Here is a 15,067-nt window from a genome sequence, read left to right as displayed (position 1 = left end):
ACCATGTCGTTCTGGCTGGCGGGCCGGTACTGTGAGGCCATGACGAGCGCCCCACCTACCTGGTCCTTCCTCGGCCCCACGGGGACCTTCTCGGAGATGGCCCTGCGGCAGGTGGCGCCGGACGACGTCGTCCTGGCCCCCTGCCAGGACATCCCCACCGCCCTGGACCAGGTCCGCTCACGCAGGGCGCAGGCCGCCGTCGTCCCCATAGAGAACTCCGTGGAGGGCGGGGTCAACGCCACCCTGGACCACCTGGTGGCCTCCAGCCCCCTGGTCATTGCCGCCGAGGTGGCCGTGCCGATCACCTTCGTCCTGGCTGGCAGGCCCGGGACGCGGCTGGAGGACGTGCGGGCCGTCTCCACCCACCCCCACGCCTGGGCGCAGTGCCGCGGCTGGATGGGGCACAACCTGCCCGAGACCGTCTACGTGGCGGGCACCTCGACCTCCGCGCCGGCGCAGGCGCTCGCGGAGACGGGCCGGAGCCTGGAGCAGGTGGGCTTCCAGGCGGTCCTGTGCAACCCGCTGGCGGCCCAGGACTACGGCCTGGAGGTCCTGGCGGCGGGGGTGGCCGACAAGTCGGACGCCATGACCCGCTTCGTCAAGGTCACCCGACCCGGACGGGTCCCGGAGGTGACAGGGGCGGACAAGACCACGCTCCTGGTCCAGCTGCCCCACAACCGGGCGGGCGCCCTGCTGGACATGCTGGAGCAGTTCAGCGTCCGTGGCGTGAACCTGACACGTATTGAGTCCCGCCCGGTGGGTGACGCCCTGGGGCGGTACCGCTTCAGCATTGACGTCGAGGGGCACATCCGGGAGGAACGCATCCAGGCGGCCGTTATCGGCCTGCACCGCACCTGCCCGGTGGTGCGCTTCCTGGGCTCCTACCCGCGCCTGGACGCCCGCCCGGTCACGGTGGTCGCGGGCACCAGCGACAAGGACTTCCAGGTGGCGCGCGCCTGGGTGGCGGACGTCCTGGAGGGGCGCAGCCTGTAGGCCGGGTGGCCGTAGCGCGGGTGGCGGGCCGGAGTCGCGTGCCTGCCCGGTACTGGGCCGACCGGCACCCGCAGGCCGACCGCCGTGGCGTACCCTGGCCTCCCCAGACGTGTCCCATCTGCCCGCCTAGCCGCCACCAGGCCGCGGCCGGGGTCCGCACGATGCACCTGGCGTGTCCCGCCTGCCCGCCTGGCGCCAGGCCGACCGCCGTGGCGCACCCTCCGCCTGGTACCAGGGACCCGCTCTGGCCAGCTCCCCGGCTTGTGGTCCGCGATGCCCTGGGGCTGCCGGGGCCTGGTCCGGTCCTGGGCGTCAGGTGCGGGCGCTGAGCGCACGAGTTCTTGCAGAATGCACTAGTTCTTGCAAACTGCACGAGTTTTGTGCCGCCCCTCCTCCCGACCCTGAGATATACGCATAATTCCGTGAGCCCCAGGGTGCCCTGCGCGGTGCGTCAAGCGGTGGCGGTCGGCTGGCGGGCTGACCGAGGGTTGTAGATGGTTTGTAGGTGGTACAGGGCCGACGACGGGCGAGGGCAGGACGGCCAACTAAGGAGGCGAGGCCGAATTGACGACACGCGCGTGTTTGGTTCTCCGTATACGCGGACCTGTCTCCCCTTTACCGTGTCGCAGATCACAGGAATGACCTTAATCTCCGTATACGCGGAGCTGTCGCCCTGATACTCATGGGCGCCAGCCAGGACGACCCTTAATCTCCGTATACGCGGAGCTGTCACCGACATCATCAAGGCCCCCAAGACCATCAAGCCTTAATCTCCGTATACGCGGAGCTGTCGTGTCCACCTCCTCCTGGACCGTGTTCGCGCTGCCTTAATCTCCGTATACGCGGAGCTGTCGACCCCCTGAACTGGGCCCCCACCGTCAAACCGCCTTAATCTCCGTATACGCGGAGCTGTCTTCAACGGGTCCCGGTACGACGCGACGAACATGCCTTAATCTCCGTATACGCGGAGCTGTCCCCCATGGTCAGCACCCCCCGTCCGAGGGCGGCCCTTAATCTCCGTATACGCGGAGCTGTCACGATGATCACCATCAGCCCCAGGCCACCGGTCCCTTAATCTCCGTATACGCGGAGCTGTCACCCGGGAGCCCGGTTCCACCGGCTCCGCCTTCCCTTAATCTCCGTATACGCGGAGCTGTCTCTCCTACGCCGTCTGGACGCCCGGCACCGCCGCCTTAATCTCCGTATACGCGGAGCTGTCCCGAACTTCCCGTACAACGAATTCAGGTAGAGCCCTTAATCTCCGTATACGCGGAGCTGTCGGGGTGTCCAGCCGCAGGATCGTGCTCACGCGGCCTTAATCTCCGTATGCGCGGAGCTGTCGACCGTATGGACCCCACCCGTAGCGCCGCCCTGCCTTAATCTCCGTATGCGCGGAGCTGTCCCGGGACCTCCCGTGACCCGGACCTGGATCCCGCCTTAATCTCCGTATGCGCGGAGCTGTCGCGAGGTCGCGTTCAAGGTGGGTGAACTGACGGCCCTTAATCTCCGTATGCGCGGAGCTGTCCGCCGCCTACGACGCGGCGATCCTGGGGAACAGCCTTAATCTCCGTATGCGCGGAGCTGTCTTGACGCTCGTATCGCGCAGCTCGAGGAGGAAGCCTTAATCTCCGTATGCGCGGAGCTGTCGTCATGAGGGTTGTGTACACGTTTGACGCGGAGCCTTAATCTCCGTATGCGCGGAGCTGTCCTGTATTGCCGAAAGAAAAACCAGCCGGAAATCCCTTAATCTCCGTATGCGCGGAGCTGTCCAAGGATGGGAAGGAGGTTTTTATCACAGAGAACCTTAATCTCCGTATGCGCGGAGCTGTCCGGGACGAGGACCACCTGATTATCGCCGCATTGCCTTAATCTCCGTATGCGCGGAGCTGTCCCGCCACCCAGAGTGTTCCGCAGGACAAGGCCGCCTTAATCTCCGTATGCGCGGAGCTGTCGCTAGCTGATCTGCAGGTTTGTTGGGCGGATGGTCGTCGTGCATTTACTGCCGACCTGCTGGCTGCCGCGGACCCCGCAAGGGTACCAGAGGCGTGCCTGCGTCGCACCTCAGTTTGTGCACTTAGCGACGTTAAACGTGCTGATATCACAACACAATGGGCATGCCATACCCAAAGGCCTTTCCGCGGCCGATACCGCTGACATAGGCACGTACTGCCTCCTCTCGTACTGCTGTCACGGTAGCTGTGAGGTCACGGACCATAAAGGAGCGTTGCCCCCGGCTTCCCAGGAACCAGCGGGGACTCACCTTGAGGTCGCATACCTCAAGGCCGTGGCGTCCCAGGAGCGCGCGCGCCCAGTCCTCCGCCTCCTCGTCCCGAACCGCCCGGATACGGGTGCGCCCGCTCTCGTCCTCGCGTCGCTTCTCGGCAACCGCGCGGACAGTCAGCCGCTGCCCGGCCGCCAGCCCGTCAGGGGTCTCAAGACTCTGCGCGCCCTTGATCGGAGGCGCCCCGCGGTAGCGAATGGTGACATGTCCCGCCTGCCCGCCTAGCTCGGTGGGCAGGGCCAGACGGAAGAGGACACCCAGGGAAGCCCGGGCTGTGCGTGAGACCCCCCGGAGGTCGGGCAGGTTTCTCAGTGCCAGGTGGTGGACGCCGTCGGGGGTACTGAGGTACTCAAGTGCCTCAGTCAGAGGGATTGCGAGGACCTGGTCTTGCACAAAGGCTCCTAAGAGGTTGAGGGCGGACGTAAGTGGTGCGGGAAGGACGCGGTCCTGGCCGCGAGCAGACTGACCGCCTGTGCCCGGACCCGGTACCGGGTGCCTCGACGACGGTGTCAGTCCAGGTACTGCTGCCACGGGTGCGGACAGCCTGGGCCTGTCCTGACGAGGGCGCCTCCGACGGTACTACGTGCGGTACTTGCCCCGGGCCACTGCCAGCCCGCTCGCGCCAGCTGGTACGAGCAGGGCCCCGTCAAGGCTGACCGGTCCGGGGACGGCGGCGTCGACCTGCACGGTGACGTGCCGCAGCCCGTGGTCGCCGTCCACGTCCACGGCCCCCTCGGACCGGGAGGCCTCATGGGCCTCGACGCCGGTCAGGACGACCCCCAGGGAGCGGGCCAGTGACCGGGACGCCTCCAGCAGCGTGGCGTCGTCGACCGGGGTCGGTACCACGGAGGTCCACGTGCGCGCAGCCCGGGTGGCCGCCCACAGCACCCTGGGCAGGGAGCGCAAGGACCTGGCCTCGTGCAGCCTCATCTGCCACACCCCCGTGCGCGTGGCCAGCTCCAGGCGGGCCGGGCCGCGGACCTCGCAGACCACCACGCCGCGTAGGACCCTCAGCCCCCGTCTGCCCTCCGGGCCGACCAGCGGCAGGATCCAGCCGCCGGGTCCGAGGACGTCCCGGACCTGTGAGACCACCGTGGCCACGTCCCCAGCGTGTAGGAACCGCTGGTCCCTGCCGCTCCCACCACCCCCGACCCGGTAGAGCGCGCAGGAGCGCAGGAGCGTCGGGACCGCGGCCCCGTCCCTCACCCCCTCCCGGGCCGCCCCCACGAGCAGGTAGGGTGCTGTGGGGCACGTGGTGACGACCGGGTGCTCACCTGTCATCTGGCTCCGACGGCGCTCCTCCTCCCGGGCGGCCAGGGCCCCCAGGAGCGCGGGCGTGCCCACGCGCAGGTGGAGCCAACCGTCCGGGTGAGGTTCCCAGCGCAGGTGCCCTGCCGGGCCCCCGGCCTCCGGGAGCCCGGTCTCCGGGTCCCCGGCCCCGGGGGACGCCAGCTCCGCCGCCTCTGCGCCTGCCACCTCGGTCCCCTGGTGCTCCGGCCTCATGGTTCCGGTCCGGACACCGGCCCCCGGGGCTGACTGGGCGCTGGCCCCCGGGATTGGGTCCGGCTGGGGACTGGTGGACACGTCCAGCAGGACCGGGGAGGTGGGGCGCCCCAGGTACTCCACGGAGCGTGCCACCCGGCGCAGGACCCTCGGCGCGGCCCCGTCGGGCACCTCCCACGTCCAGCGCACGACGTCCTGGGGGCCGGTCCCCACCAGGACCCCGCGCTCAGGGGCCTTCTGCTGCCTCTCACCAAAGCGGTCGGCACGGTCGACAATGCCCGTGGCGGTGCCGTCCGCGCGTACCTGTAGCTCGTTGTTCACCGGCACCCACCGCCCGAACCCCGTGTCCCGCAGCCCGACGGCGGGCCCCGTAATGAGCGGGGCGGGGGCGCTGAACAGCGCCTCCACCTCGGCCACGCCCTCACCGAGCCGGTGCGCGGCCCCCAGGAGGGCGGCCAGCACCCGGGCGGGGGCCGGTGGCCACTCGGCGTGGCCGTCGGCGTCGTGGGCGTTGAACTGGCCGGTGGGGAAGACCGCCGAGACCGTCAGGGCGGGCATCACTTGCCGCCGTCGACGAGGTTGAGGAGCTTGCCCAGAGGTGAGGTGGGGGACACAACGATCGTCGTCGTCTTCCCCGGCCACCCGGCCTCCCGGCCCAGCGTACGCACCAGCTTCCTGAGCTCGTCCGGGGCGGGCAGCTCCAGCGGCTCGGGGGCGGCGCCGTGCCTGGCCACCTGCGCGCGCGTGCCCGGCTCGACCACGCGCAGCTCGGCGCCCGCCCGCAGGTCCAGGTGGTGCTGCAGGGTGGTGTACAGGAGCAGGGTCAGGCAGACGACGAGTGTGCGGGCGAGCACCTCGTCCACCTGGTCGAACCGGAAGGACCGCAGGCCCGTCAGGGACAGGAAGGCGTGGCCCTCGATGGTGCGGTAGGTGAGGTCCGAGGGCATCTTGTCCTCATCCTCCGTCGGCGGCAGCGAGCCCAGGCCGAGGACGGAGAGCCTCTTGCCGCCCACCTCGCCCCCGGCGCCCCCGAACACCCGGTCCACCCGGCCCGCCCTGCGCCGCCGTTCGGAGACTCCCAGCGCCATGATCTCGGAGGTGAACAGACGGGCGGAGCGGGACTGGGAGGGGTCCATGACGTAGTAGTCCAGGTCGTCACGGATGGCCTCCATGGCGTCGTCGTCGACCTTCTTGGTGCGCCCGGGCTTCTTGGTGGAGCTGTTTTTCCCAGGGTTGTCGCCTGCCTTCTGAGAACGAGAGCGCTTGGTGTGTGAGTGCCACCACCCGAAGGGGATCGCGGTGGGGAAGCCGGTCAGGAGAGCGTCGGCACTGTCCCGCGTGGCCTGCTGGATCCACTCGAAGTTGATCCCTTTGGCCTCCAGCTCGCCCTTGAGCAGGCGCCAGGTGGCGTCCGCCTGGCGGTGGGAGAGCTCGGCGGAGGTGGTCAGGGTCCTGCCCTCCTCGTCGTTCACGATCACCAGCGGGTAGCCGATCTCGTCGGCCAGGAGATGGTGCGACGGCGTGCACCGGGTTGCCAGGAGGGCCTCGCAGCGGGAGGCCTGGGAGCCCCAGGAGTCGATGGTCGCGGCCGTCTCTCCCGTGGCGGTGGTGAAGAGGCCGACCACCTCGCCGCCCTGGCGGATGGTCCCGGCGGGCGGGGTGACGGTGACGCCGGTGAGGGACTCGTAGACGGTGGTCAGGGTGATGCCCGCAACCGCCTCGTCGTGAATGAGGGACTCGATAAGTGGGCGGAAGTTCATAGGGTCTCCTTATTTAAGGACGTGTGGGACGGTGGGCGCCACCGGCTGGGCAGGACCGGGCCGCCCGGGCCCCCCGGCGTGTCCGGGTGGGCGGTCCCCAGGGCGGTCACCCTCGTGCTGCCCCCCAGGGTCTGGACACGGGCGGTCCACCGGGGCCAGGGCAGGCCCGCGGGAGGGGACTCGTGCAGGTCCAGCAGGACCTCCAGGGGCAGCGGCACGGGGTTGAGGACCCAGCTCAGGGCGCTGACGCCGGGTCGCCCCGGGGCCGGGACGGAGCGCTGGCGGGGCAGGAGCAGGGTCTGCCCCACCCAGGCCAGGAGGTCAATGAGCGGGTGGACGGCACAGCGTTCCGAGCCACTGACCCCCCGGGGCCGGGCGAGCGTGGCGGAGAAACGCAGGCCGGGCTTGGCCAGGGCCACGTCCAGGACGCCGTAGCGCAGGTGCTCCAGGCTGCGTCGGGCCTCTCGGTAGGCGGTCTGCTCGTCCTTAGCCCCCCGGCAGGTCCAGGTGGCCCTGACGGTGCCGGGGGCGTGGCTGCGGCCGCTGAGCAGGGTCAGGGCCGAGGCGCCCACCTGGAGGTCCGCCACCGTACCGGACCGCTTGGCGGCACGGGAGACGTCAAAGACGGCCAACGGGTCCCGGTGGCCGTACAGGCCGGTGGCCGGTACCTGCCCCCAGGCCTGCTCGGTCAGGGGGTTGACGACGCTGCGGGCGGGCGTCGTCGTACTGACCCCCCGCAGGGGGCCGTGGTCCAGGTCCCAGGTGCGTCCCACCAGCCCCGCGGCGGCGGTCCCCGCCAGGTCCGCCCCGTCCCACCACAGCACGGGCACGTCCTGGTCGGTGAAGGACAGCCGGGCACCGGGCAGCAGGTCCACGAGCCCCCACACCGCCAGCACGTGCGCGGCCCGGCGCCCTGACAGCGCCCGCAGGGGGTAGGTGGTCTCAGCGCCCATGGTCCTGCTCCTCCCGGGAGACGTCCCAGTCCGCCAGCCGCAGCACGGTCTCGGCCAGGGCCAGGGTGTAGGGCCCGTAGCGGTCATTGAGACGGTGGAAGCGCCGGGTCGCCTCGGCCCACAGCGGGTCGGCGGGGTCCTGGTGGCGTGGCCCGACCCCGGGCGGGGTGAGCGGTCCCGGGCCGCGGAAGTAGCCGTGGTGGCTGAGGACCAGGTGCAGGACGAGGTCGACGTCGTGGGCCCGGGCCCGGCCCTGCTCCAGCGCCACCCCCAGGAGCTCGGCGGAGAGCGCCTCGTGGCGCCACCTGGGCGGGACCCCGGCCAGGTCGCGTGAGCGGCGCCAGTACCGGTAGGGCAGCCCGGACCTGGCCACGGGCTCCGCGGGAGGCCGGTCCGGCGGCACCAGGTAGCCCTGCGCGTCCAGACCCATGGTCAGGGCGGCTTGCGTGCGCGGGTCGCGCTTGCCCTCGTCGTGCCAGGTCCCGGCCAGGACCAGGTCCGCGACCACCGCCGAGGGCAGGCCCATGGCCCGGGCCCAGGCCCCCGCACGGGCCCCGACGGCAGCCCCGTGCTCGCGCAGGTTGCGGCTCCGGCCCGGGACAGGCCCCGCGGTGGCAGGCGTCAGGGTCAGGCGGAGCCACGGCGTAGGTGTCTCCTCCCCCAGGACCTCTCTGCCCAGGACCGTCCCGGCAGGGGCGACCAGCTCCACGCTGGCCTCCAAGAGCTCACCATAGGGGTCCTGGGACTGCCTGGCGCCGGTACCCAGGTCGGTGAGCACCGAGGTAGCCGGGTCCTGGCCGGCGGCCATCGCCGTGAGCCGCTCCTGGGCGGCGCGCAGGCCCCGGTCCTCCGCCTTGAGCGGGACCACCTGCCCTGAGAGGTCGGTGGCGGCGTGGAGCGCCCCCAGGAGGGGTCCGGCGTACCCCGGGTCCAGGACCAGGACCTGGCCGGGGCGCAGGTCGGGGACGGCGGTGTGGTGGCTGACCGGCTCGGGGGCGGTGGGGTCCATGACGACGAGGCCGACGGGGTCCCCGCCCTGCTGGCGTAGGGACTCGTCCACCAGGGTGTGCGCCTGGTCTACGGACATGGTCCAGCCCTCGGCCCGGAGGTCCGGTGGCCACTGCCTCAGGTCGTCCAGGACCACCTCCGGGCGCACGCCCCACCGGAGCAGTCCCAGGCTGTCCCGGAACACCAGGGTCACGTCCCCGCGCTGGTCCTGCAGGGGGCGGATCCAGGGGGAGACCGGCTGGTCGTTGCGCGAGCCGAGGGTGCGCAGGTAGGCGCGCAGGCTCGCTGGGGGCAGCAGGACGGGCACCTGCTCGGGGACGGTGAGCTCCGCTCCGCCCCGTTCCAGGCCTCCCAGCAGCCCCGACAGCGTGGTGGCTCCTCGGACGGCCGTCCCCACCGCCGCTGCCGCCTCCCCGTGGATCGGGTCCATTTGAGTGGTGCAGATCACATCTACTCCTCCGTCCGTCCGGTCCCCTACCCGGTTGACCCGTCCCAGGCGCTGGACGAGGGAGGGCGCCTGGCAGGTCTCGGTCATGAGGAAGGTGAAGTCCAGGTCCGCACCGACCTCCAGGGTGGAGGTGGCCACGACCACGACGGGGGCGGCCTCCGACCGCTGCGGGGAGCCGGTGCGGTAGGGGGCGAGCACGTCCATGAGCGCGTCGGTGTGGCGTGTGGGCATGCCTCCCACGAGGACCTTGAGGGCGGGAGAGTCCGTGGTGCCGCAGGCCCTGGCGACCTTACGGGCGACCACCTGCACGGTCCTGATCGTGTTGCAGAAGACGACCAGGGACTGCCCGGCCCCCAGGATCCGCGCCCGCCGTGCGGCGAGGTCCGCCATGGTGACGGCGGACCCGCCCACGGCGTCGTGCACGCGCACCGGCGTGCCGGCCCGGGCCCGACGGCGCCGGGCCAGGCCGGGGTCGCGGGCCTCCTCCCGCTCCCAGTCGATGGTGAGCACCTCGTCGCCGGACGGTGGCCGGGGAGCGCCAGGGAGGCGGGGGGCGCCCGTCGCGCTCATGGCGATGACGCTCAGCGGGGGCACGGCGCCGTCGAACCGGTCCTCGAGCCCAGCTGCGTGCGACTCCATCAGGCGCAGGGTGGTGTACGCCTGGGTGGACAGGTGCGCCTCGTCCAGGACCCACAGGGAGTCGGTCCCGGTCAGGGCGGCGTCAATGCTCCGTCGGCGTGCGGAGAGCTGGTAGCCGCGGAACAGGAGCCGGGAGACGGTCATGTCCAGGGTGCCCAGGACAATGGTGGGACACGCCGGGAAGCGGGTGTGCTCCGGGCGGTCCTCCAGGCCGCCACGGAGCCGCAGGACCTCCAGCGGGCTCCGGGAAGGCCCCACCCCGGTGCGCAGCGCCCCGGCCAGCCAGGAGACCGCCGGGGAGGTGGGGCTGGCGAGGTCGTCACGCAGGTGCCCGGCGGCGGTGAAGGCGGTATCGACGACGGCGCGGCGGTCCACCACCAGGTGCAGCCTCATCCAGATCCGGCGGGTGCTCCCCTGCTCCCGGACCTGCTCCAGATCCGCGGCCAGGGCGTAGAGCCAGGCGGTCATGACCGCCAGGGTCTTCCCCATGCCGGTGGGGACCTCGATCACGGTCGGAGGGCGGCCCTCAAGCAGGCGCCGGGCGAGCCGGACCTGGTACTCCCGGGGCGCGTGACCGGTGAGCTCCCGGAAGACGGTGTCGAAGGACGGGCGCACAATCAGCCTCCAAGGCAGAAACATACTGCACATTGAAAGTTACGATCCCCGATCCCTCGGGGCTGACGCAACCTTGGTGAGGTTACGGCACACGGAAAGCCGCGATCTCCACGGTATCGCGGAGCAGCTCACATACTACACGCCATGCTCCCTCTCGGTACCTCCCTCTATTAAGTGACTTGAATCACGAGAAGGAAGGGGTGTCGCCGACGAGTCAGAGACTGAGGACTGGACCAAACAGAGGATGGAGAGGCGACCAAAAGGCTAGTGGGGAGGTGACCAAACAGAGGACCCAGGCCCCCGGGGTCGTACCATGGCGTACGTGAGGGAGTACCGGACCCGTCTGGTCGATCAGCAGCTGAGGCGGCTGCTGGCCTCGGTGCCGGCGGTGAGCGTCAACGGGGCCCGCGCCGTGGGCAAGACCCGCACCGCCCAGGCCGTCGCGGGCAGCTTCTTCCCCCTGGACGACCCGACGGACTGGGACCAGGTCGAGGCCCTGGACCGCCACTTCTCCGGCGTCCCGACCCCCGTCGTCCTGGACGAGTGGCAGCGCATGCCCAGGCTCTGGGACCGGGTACGCCGCGCCGTGGACCAGGACTACACCCCCGGCCGCTTCCTCCTGACCGGCTCCTCCACCCCCTCCCAGGCCCCCACCCACACCGGTGCAGGACGGATCGTCACCCTGCGGATGCGCCCCTTCTCCCTGGTCGAGCGCGGCCTGGAGACTGCTCCCACCGTCTCCCTGGCCGGGCTCCTGGCCTCCGACGCCGGGCAGGCGCGCCAGGAGGATCCGACGACCCCGGCAGCTGCGCTGCCACCGGTCTCAGGCCGTACCACGGTCACCATCGACCAGTACGTGGACGAGATCTGCCGTTCCGGCTTCCCCGCCATCCGGGAACAGGACGCCTACGCGCGCGAGGAGCTCCTGGAGGGCTACATCGAGCAGACCGTCACCCGTGACCTGCGTGACGCCGGGGGCCTGAGCCGGCGGCCGCGGTCGGTCCGGGAGTGGATGACGGCCTACGCCAGCGCCGTCGCCACCACCGCCACGTTCGCCGATATCAGCCAGCTGGCCAGCAGGCCCCTGGGCAGGACGCTGGCGGCCGACACCGCCCGGGCCTACCGCGACCACCTGGTCGGCATGTGGATCCTGGACCTGGTGCCGGGGTGGAGCGCCAGCGAGAACGAGTTCTCCCGCGCGAACCTCCAGGGCAAGCATCAGCTCGTTGATCCCGCGCTCGCGGCCCGCCTCCTGGGACAGGGGCCCGCGGAGATCCTGGGCGTGAGGGGAGCACGTGTGGTGACCCCTCCTGGGCAGCGGCGTCGGCCCCGGATGCTGGGCCCCCTGTTCGAGTCCCTGGTCACCCAGAGCGTCCAGGTCTACGCCTCCCTGCTCGGAGCGCGGGTCCACCACCTGCGGACCAAGGGCGGCGCGCACGAGGTGGACCTCATTGTCGAGGGGCGTGACCGGTGCGTGGTGGCGATCGAGGTCAAGGCCCACCCGTCGCCCCGACCGGGGGACACCCGCCACCTGCTGTGGCTGCGCGACCGGTTGGGCGCACGCCTGAGCGAGGCGGTGCTGGTGACCACCGGACGTGCCGCCTACCGCGACCGGGACGGCGTCGTGGTGGTCCCGGCGGCCCTCCTGGGGCCGTGAGGGGTCTCGGCCTTCCCCGGGCCCCGCGCTCCGACGGCCGCGAGCAGCGCGCTGAGGGCAACGGCCTTTCCCGCGCCCCGGGAAGACCGGCTGGGTCAGCCCGCCCGGTCCTCGCGCTCCGGGCCTGCGTCCCGGTGCTCGGAGCCGGGTACCTCGCGCAGCGGCAGGCCGGCCTCACGCACCAGGTCGGTCAGGACCCGGGCCAGGGCCTCGAACTCCTCGGTCCGGGAGGTGGAGATCCGGTGGACGAGGCCGATACGGCGGCTGGGTGTGGTGCCGCCCTCCTGACGGAACCGGGCGACGGCGTAGGTCGCGGAGTCCCCCAGCATCCTCAGGGCGCCCTCGGGCACCACGGTCACCCCGGATCCGTGGGCCACCATCTGCACCACGGTGGTCAGGGTGGCCGCCACGGCCACCGGCGGGTGGGAGCCGTAGTGCTGGCAGATGGCCAGGGTCTCCTGGCGCAGGCAGTTGGACTCGTCCAGGAGCAGGAGATTCTGGGCGTCGAGCTCGTTGGTGCGCAGGTCGGTGCGCCCCGCCCAGGGGTGGTCCGCGGGCACGAGGACCACCAGCGGCTCGTCGAACATGGGGATGGCGGCGGCCCGCTGCATGTCCACGTCAATGGCCAGGACGGCGGCGTCCAGGCGCCCCTGCTCCAGGAGGGTCAGGATGTCTCCGGTGGTCATCTCCCGCAGCTCGACCCGCAGCTCGGGCAGCAGCTCGGACAGGCCGTCGAGGACCACCGGGGCCAGGTAGGGGGCCAGGGTGGGGATCATGCCCAGGCGTATGGTGCCGACCAGGGAGGCGCCCTCGTTGGCGGCAGCCTGGCTGAAGCTCTCGGCCGCCAGGACGGCCTCGCGCGCGAACGGCAGGAGGGACTCCCCCAGGGGGGTGACCAGGACCTTGCGGGTGGTGCGTTCCACGAGCTCACCGCCCACGCGCCTCTCCAGGGTGTGGATCGCCTGGGAGAGGCTGGGCTGGCTGACGCCCAGGCTCGCCGCGGCCTCACCGAAGTGCTGGTTGTCGCACAGTGCCACGAAGGCGCGCAGCTGCGAGAAGGAGGGCAGTGGGGTCGCGGCCATAGGCGTGGTCCTGTCATTAAGGGTGGGGTGTCGCGCCCGGCGGCGCTGTGGGATGGTTTTGACTATAGGTCACTCGAATGACACAGAGGGGGAGGCGGGTGACCGGGTCGCGATTCCGGTCAATGTCACAGTCACGTCACACCACCTGGGACGAGGAGGAAAGGGCCAGAGGTCCGGGGTGAGGGCCTGCCGGGGCCCGTGGACGGACGGGCGGCCGCTCCTGGGCACCGGTAGGCCCAGCCCGGGGCCGAGTGGCCGGGTGCGGCCAGGAGCGGCCGGACGCGCCCGGGTGCGGCTGGGCCGCTCGGGGCTCGCTGCCCGCCCCGGGGTGGCGGTGGGGACAGGCAAGGCGGCGGTGGGACGGCGGTGGGACGCGCGGGTGCGGCCGGGGCCCGGCGGCGGGAGTCGGGAGGATACCGAGCACCGTGGCGGGACCAGGGAGGATACCGAGCACCTGGGCGACGCGCCTGGTGCGTGGGTTCAGTATCGATTGAGTGCATTAGATGTACGAACGTAGTGTTCTCGTCCCAGGCCCCTGTGCGCAGCGCCCGGGTCCGGGTGACGCCGGGTGACAGGGGAGGACCGCCACGGCGGCGCCCGGCCTTCCCGGACCCGGCTGCCACCTGACTACGTCCATGTCGTGCGGGCCCTGGGGCGGGGCCCGGCTGCCACCGGCGTCCCGGACTGGACCTGGGGCGGACCTCATCCACCACTTCAAGCTGGTGACCCAGGGGGCGTCCCCGGACTGGACCCGGGGCGGACCCGGGCTCGCCCACGGCCTCTCGTCCCAGGCCCTGGCGGCCCGCCGGGGTCCGTCGCCTCCCCGGGGAGCGGCGTCGGCTCGGTAGAGTGGAGGCATGATCGACCTGCGCGCACTGCGCGAGAACCCCGAGCTCTACCGCGCCAGCCAGCGGGCCCGCGGAGCCGACGTCTCCCTGGTGGACCGTCTTCTTGAGGCCGATGAGACGCGCCGTGCACGCCTGGCCGCCTTTGAGACCCTGCGTGCCGAGCAGAAGGCGGTCTCCCGCTCGGTGGGCAAGGCCTCGCCCGAGGAGCGCCCCGCCATCCTGGCCCGGGCCAAGGAGCTCGCGACCACGGTCAAGGAGGCGCAGGTCCAGGCCGACGTCGCCGCCGCCGCCCTGGACGAGTACGCCCGCCGGTTCGCCAACCTCATCGAGGGGGCCCCTGCCGGCGGCGAGGAGGACTACGTCGTCCTGCGCCACGAGGGTCCCGCGCCCCGCGACTTCACCGCCGAGGGCTTCACCCCGGCCGACCACCTGGCCCTGGGCGAGGGCCTGGACATTATCGACACCCGTCGCGGCGCCAAGGTCTCCGGGGCCCGCTTCTACTACCTCAAGGGCTGGGGCATGCGCCTGGAGCTCGCCCTCATGACGGCGGCCCTGGAGGCGGCGGTGGCCCACGGCTTCACCCCCATGACCACCCCCACCCTGGTGACCCCGCAGGTCATGGACGGCACCGGGTTCCTGGGCGCCCACAGCGACGAGATCTACTACCTGCCCACCGACGACCTCTACCTCACCGGCACCTCCGAGGTGGCCCTGGCCGGCTACCACGCCGACGAGATCCTCGACCTGTCCTCCGGCCCGCGTCGCTACCTGGGCTGGTCCACCTGCTACCGGCGCGAGGCGGGCGCCGCCGGCAGGGACACCCGCGGCATTATCCGCGTCCACCAGTTCAACAAGGCGGAGATGTTCTCCTACTGCCGTCCCGAGGACGCCGCTGAGGAGCACGCCTACCTCCTGGCCCTGGAGGAGGAGATGCTGGCCCTGGTGGGACTGCCCTACCGCGTTATCGACACCGCCGCCGGGGACCTGGGCTCCTCGGCCGCCCGCAAGTTCGACTGCGAGGCCTGGCTGCCCACCCAGGAGCGCTGGATGGAGGTCACCTCCACCTCCAACTGCACCACCTACCAGGCCCGCCGCCTGGGTATCCGCGAGCGCCGGGAGAACGGCACCAGCCCCGTGGCCACCCTCAACGGGACCCTGGCCACCACCCGGTGGATCGTCGCCGTCCTGGAGAACAACCAGAACCCGGACGGCTCGGTCACCGTGCCGCCGGGCCTGCGCCCCTACCTCGGTGGCCTTGAGGTCATTACCGCCTGATCCCC

9 protein-coding genes and 1 CRISPR repeat array are annotated in these 15,067 nt (G+C 71.4%); of the genes, 3 read left to right on the top strand and 6 right to left on the bottom strand.

Features of this window, described 5'->3' with window-relative positions; genetic code table 11:
• Positions 1-39: 39 nt before the first annotated feature.
• On the top strand, positions 40-993 hold the full coding sequence (pheA, locus tag C3V41_RS08665) for a prephenate dehydratase (RefSeq protein WP_106109936.1): 954 nt from the start codon (positions 40-42) through the stop codon (positions 991-993).
• Between the two features lie 642 nt (positions 994-1,635).
• Positions 1,636-2,945: direct repeats of the CRISPR family, unit length 28 nt; unit sequence CCTTAATCTCCGTATACGCGGAGCTGTC.
• Positions 2,946-3,091: 146 nt separating this feature from the next.
• Here pheA and C3V41_RS08660 read toward each other — a convergent pair.
• From C3V41_RS08660 to cas3g, 5 genes are all read right to left on the bottom strand, one after another.
• A complete protein-coding gene (locus tag C3V41_RS08660; protein WP_106109935.1) occupies positions 3,092-3,667 on the bottom strand; it encodes a type I-E CRISPR-associated protein Cas6/Cse3/CasE in 576 nt (191 codons plus the stop codon).
• 186 nt (positions 3,668-3,853) lie between these two features.
• A complete protein-coding gene (gene csb2, locus C3V41_RS13415; protein ID WP_217350924.1) occupies positions 3,854-5,335 on the bottom strand; it encodes a type I-G CRISPR-associated protein Csb2 in 1,482 nt (493 codons plus the stop codon).
• A complete protein-coding gene (cas7g, locus tag C3V41_RS08650) occupies positions 5,335-6,537 on the bottom strand; it encodes a type I-G CRISPR-associated RAMP protein Csb1/Cas7g (protein WP_106109934.1) in 1,203 nt (400 codons plus the stop codon). The genes csb2 and cas7g overlap by 1 nt, the downstream gene beginning before the upstream one ends.
• Positions 6,534-7,490 carry a hypothetical protein gene (locus C3V41_RS08645; RefSeq protein ID WP_174714767.1) on the bottom strand — a complete coding sequence of 319 codons (957 nt, stop codon included), beginning with the start codon at positions 7,488-7,490 and terminating at the stop codon, positions 6,534-6,536. The genes cas7g and C3V41_RS08645 overlap by 4 nt, the downstream gene beginning before the upstream one ends.
• Positions 7,480-10,200: a type I-G CRISPR-associated helicase/endonuclease Cas3g gene (gene cas3g, locus C3V41_RS08640; RefSeq protein WP_254423545.1), complete on the bottom strand. Its 2,721-nt coding sequence runs from the start codon at positions 10,198-10,200 to the stop codon at positions 7,480-7,482. Before cas3g ends, C3V41_RS08645 begins: the two co-directional genes overlap by 11 nt.
• Before the next feature lie 322 nt (positions 10,201-10,522).
• Between cas3g and C3V41_RS08635 the strand changes: the two genes are divergently transcribed.
• The gene (locus C3V41_RS08635; protein ID WP_106110764.1) at positions 10,523-11,857 is read left to right on the top strand and encodes an ATP-binding protein; all 1,335 of its coding nucleotides are present in this window, start codon (positions 10,523-10,525) and stop codon (positions 11,855-11,857) included.
• A gap of 95 nt (positions 11,858-11,952) precedes the next feature.
• On the opposite strand, the gene C3V41_RS08630 is transcribed toward C3V41_RS08635, so the two are convergent.
• Positions 11,953-12,939, bottom strand: coding sequence for a hydrogen peroxide-inducible genes activator (locus C3V41_RS08630; protein ID WP_106109932.1), 987 nt, complete (start codon positions 12,937-12,939; stop codon positions 11,953-11,955).
• Positions 12,940-13,796: 857 nt separating this feature from the next.
• On the opposite strand from C3V41_RS08630, the gene serS reads away from it, so the two are divergent.
• Positions 13,797-15,062, top strand: a complete 1,266-nt coding sequence (serS, locus tag C3V41_RS08625; protein ID WP_106109931.1) for a serine--tRNA ligase — start codon at positions 13,797-13,799, stop codon at positions 15,060-15,062.
• Positions 15,063-15,067 lie beyond the last annotated feature (5 nt).

Origin of the sequence: Actinomyces sp. oral taxon 897 (genome assembly GCF_002999235.1) — a bacterium.
Lineage (GTDB): Bacteria > Actinomycetota > Actinomycetes > Actinomycetales > Actinomycetaceae > Actinomyces.
Note: the sequence above shows the minus strand (reverse complement) of the source record. Positions and strands in the feature narration are given on the sequence as shown.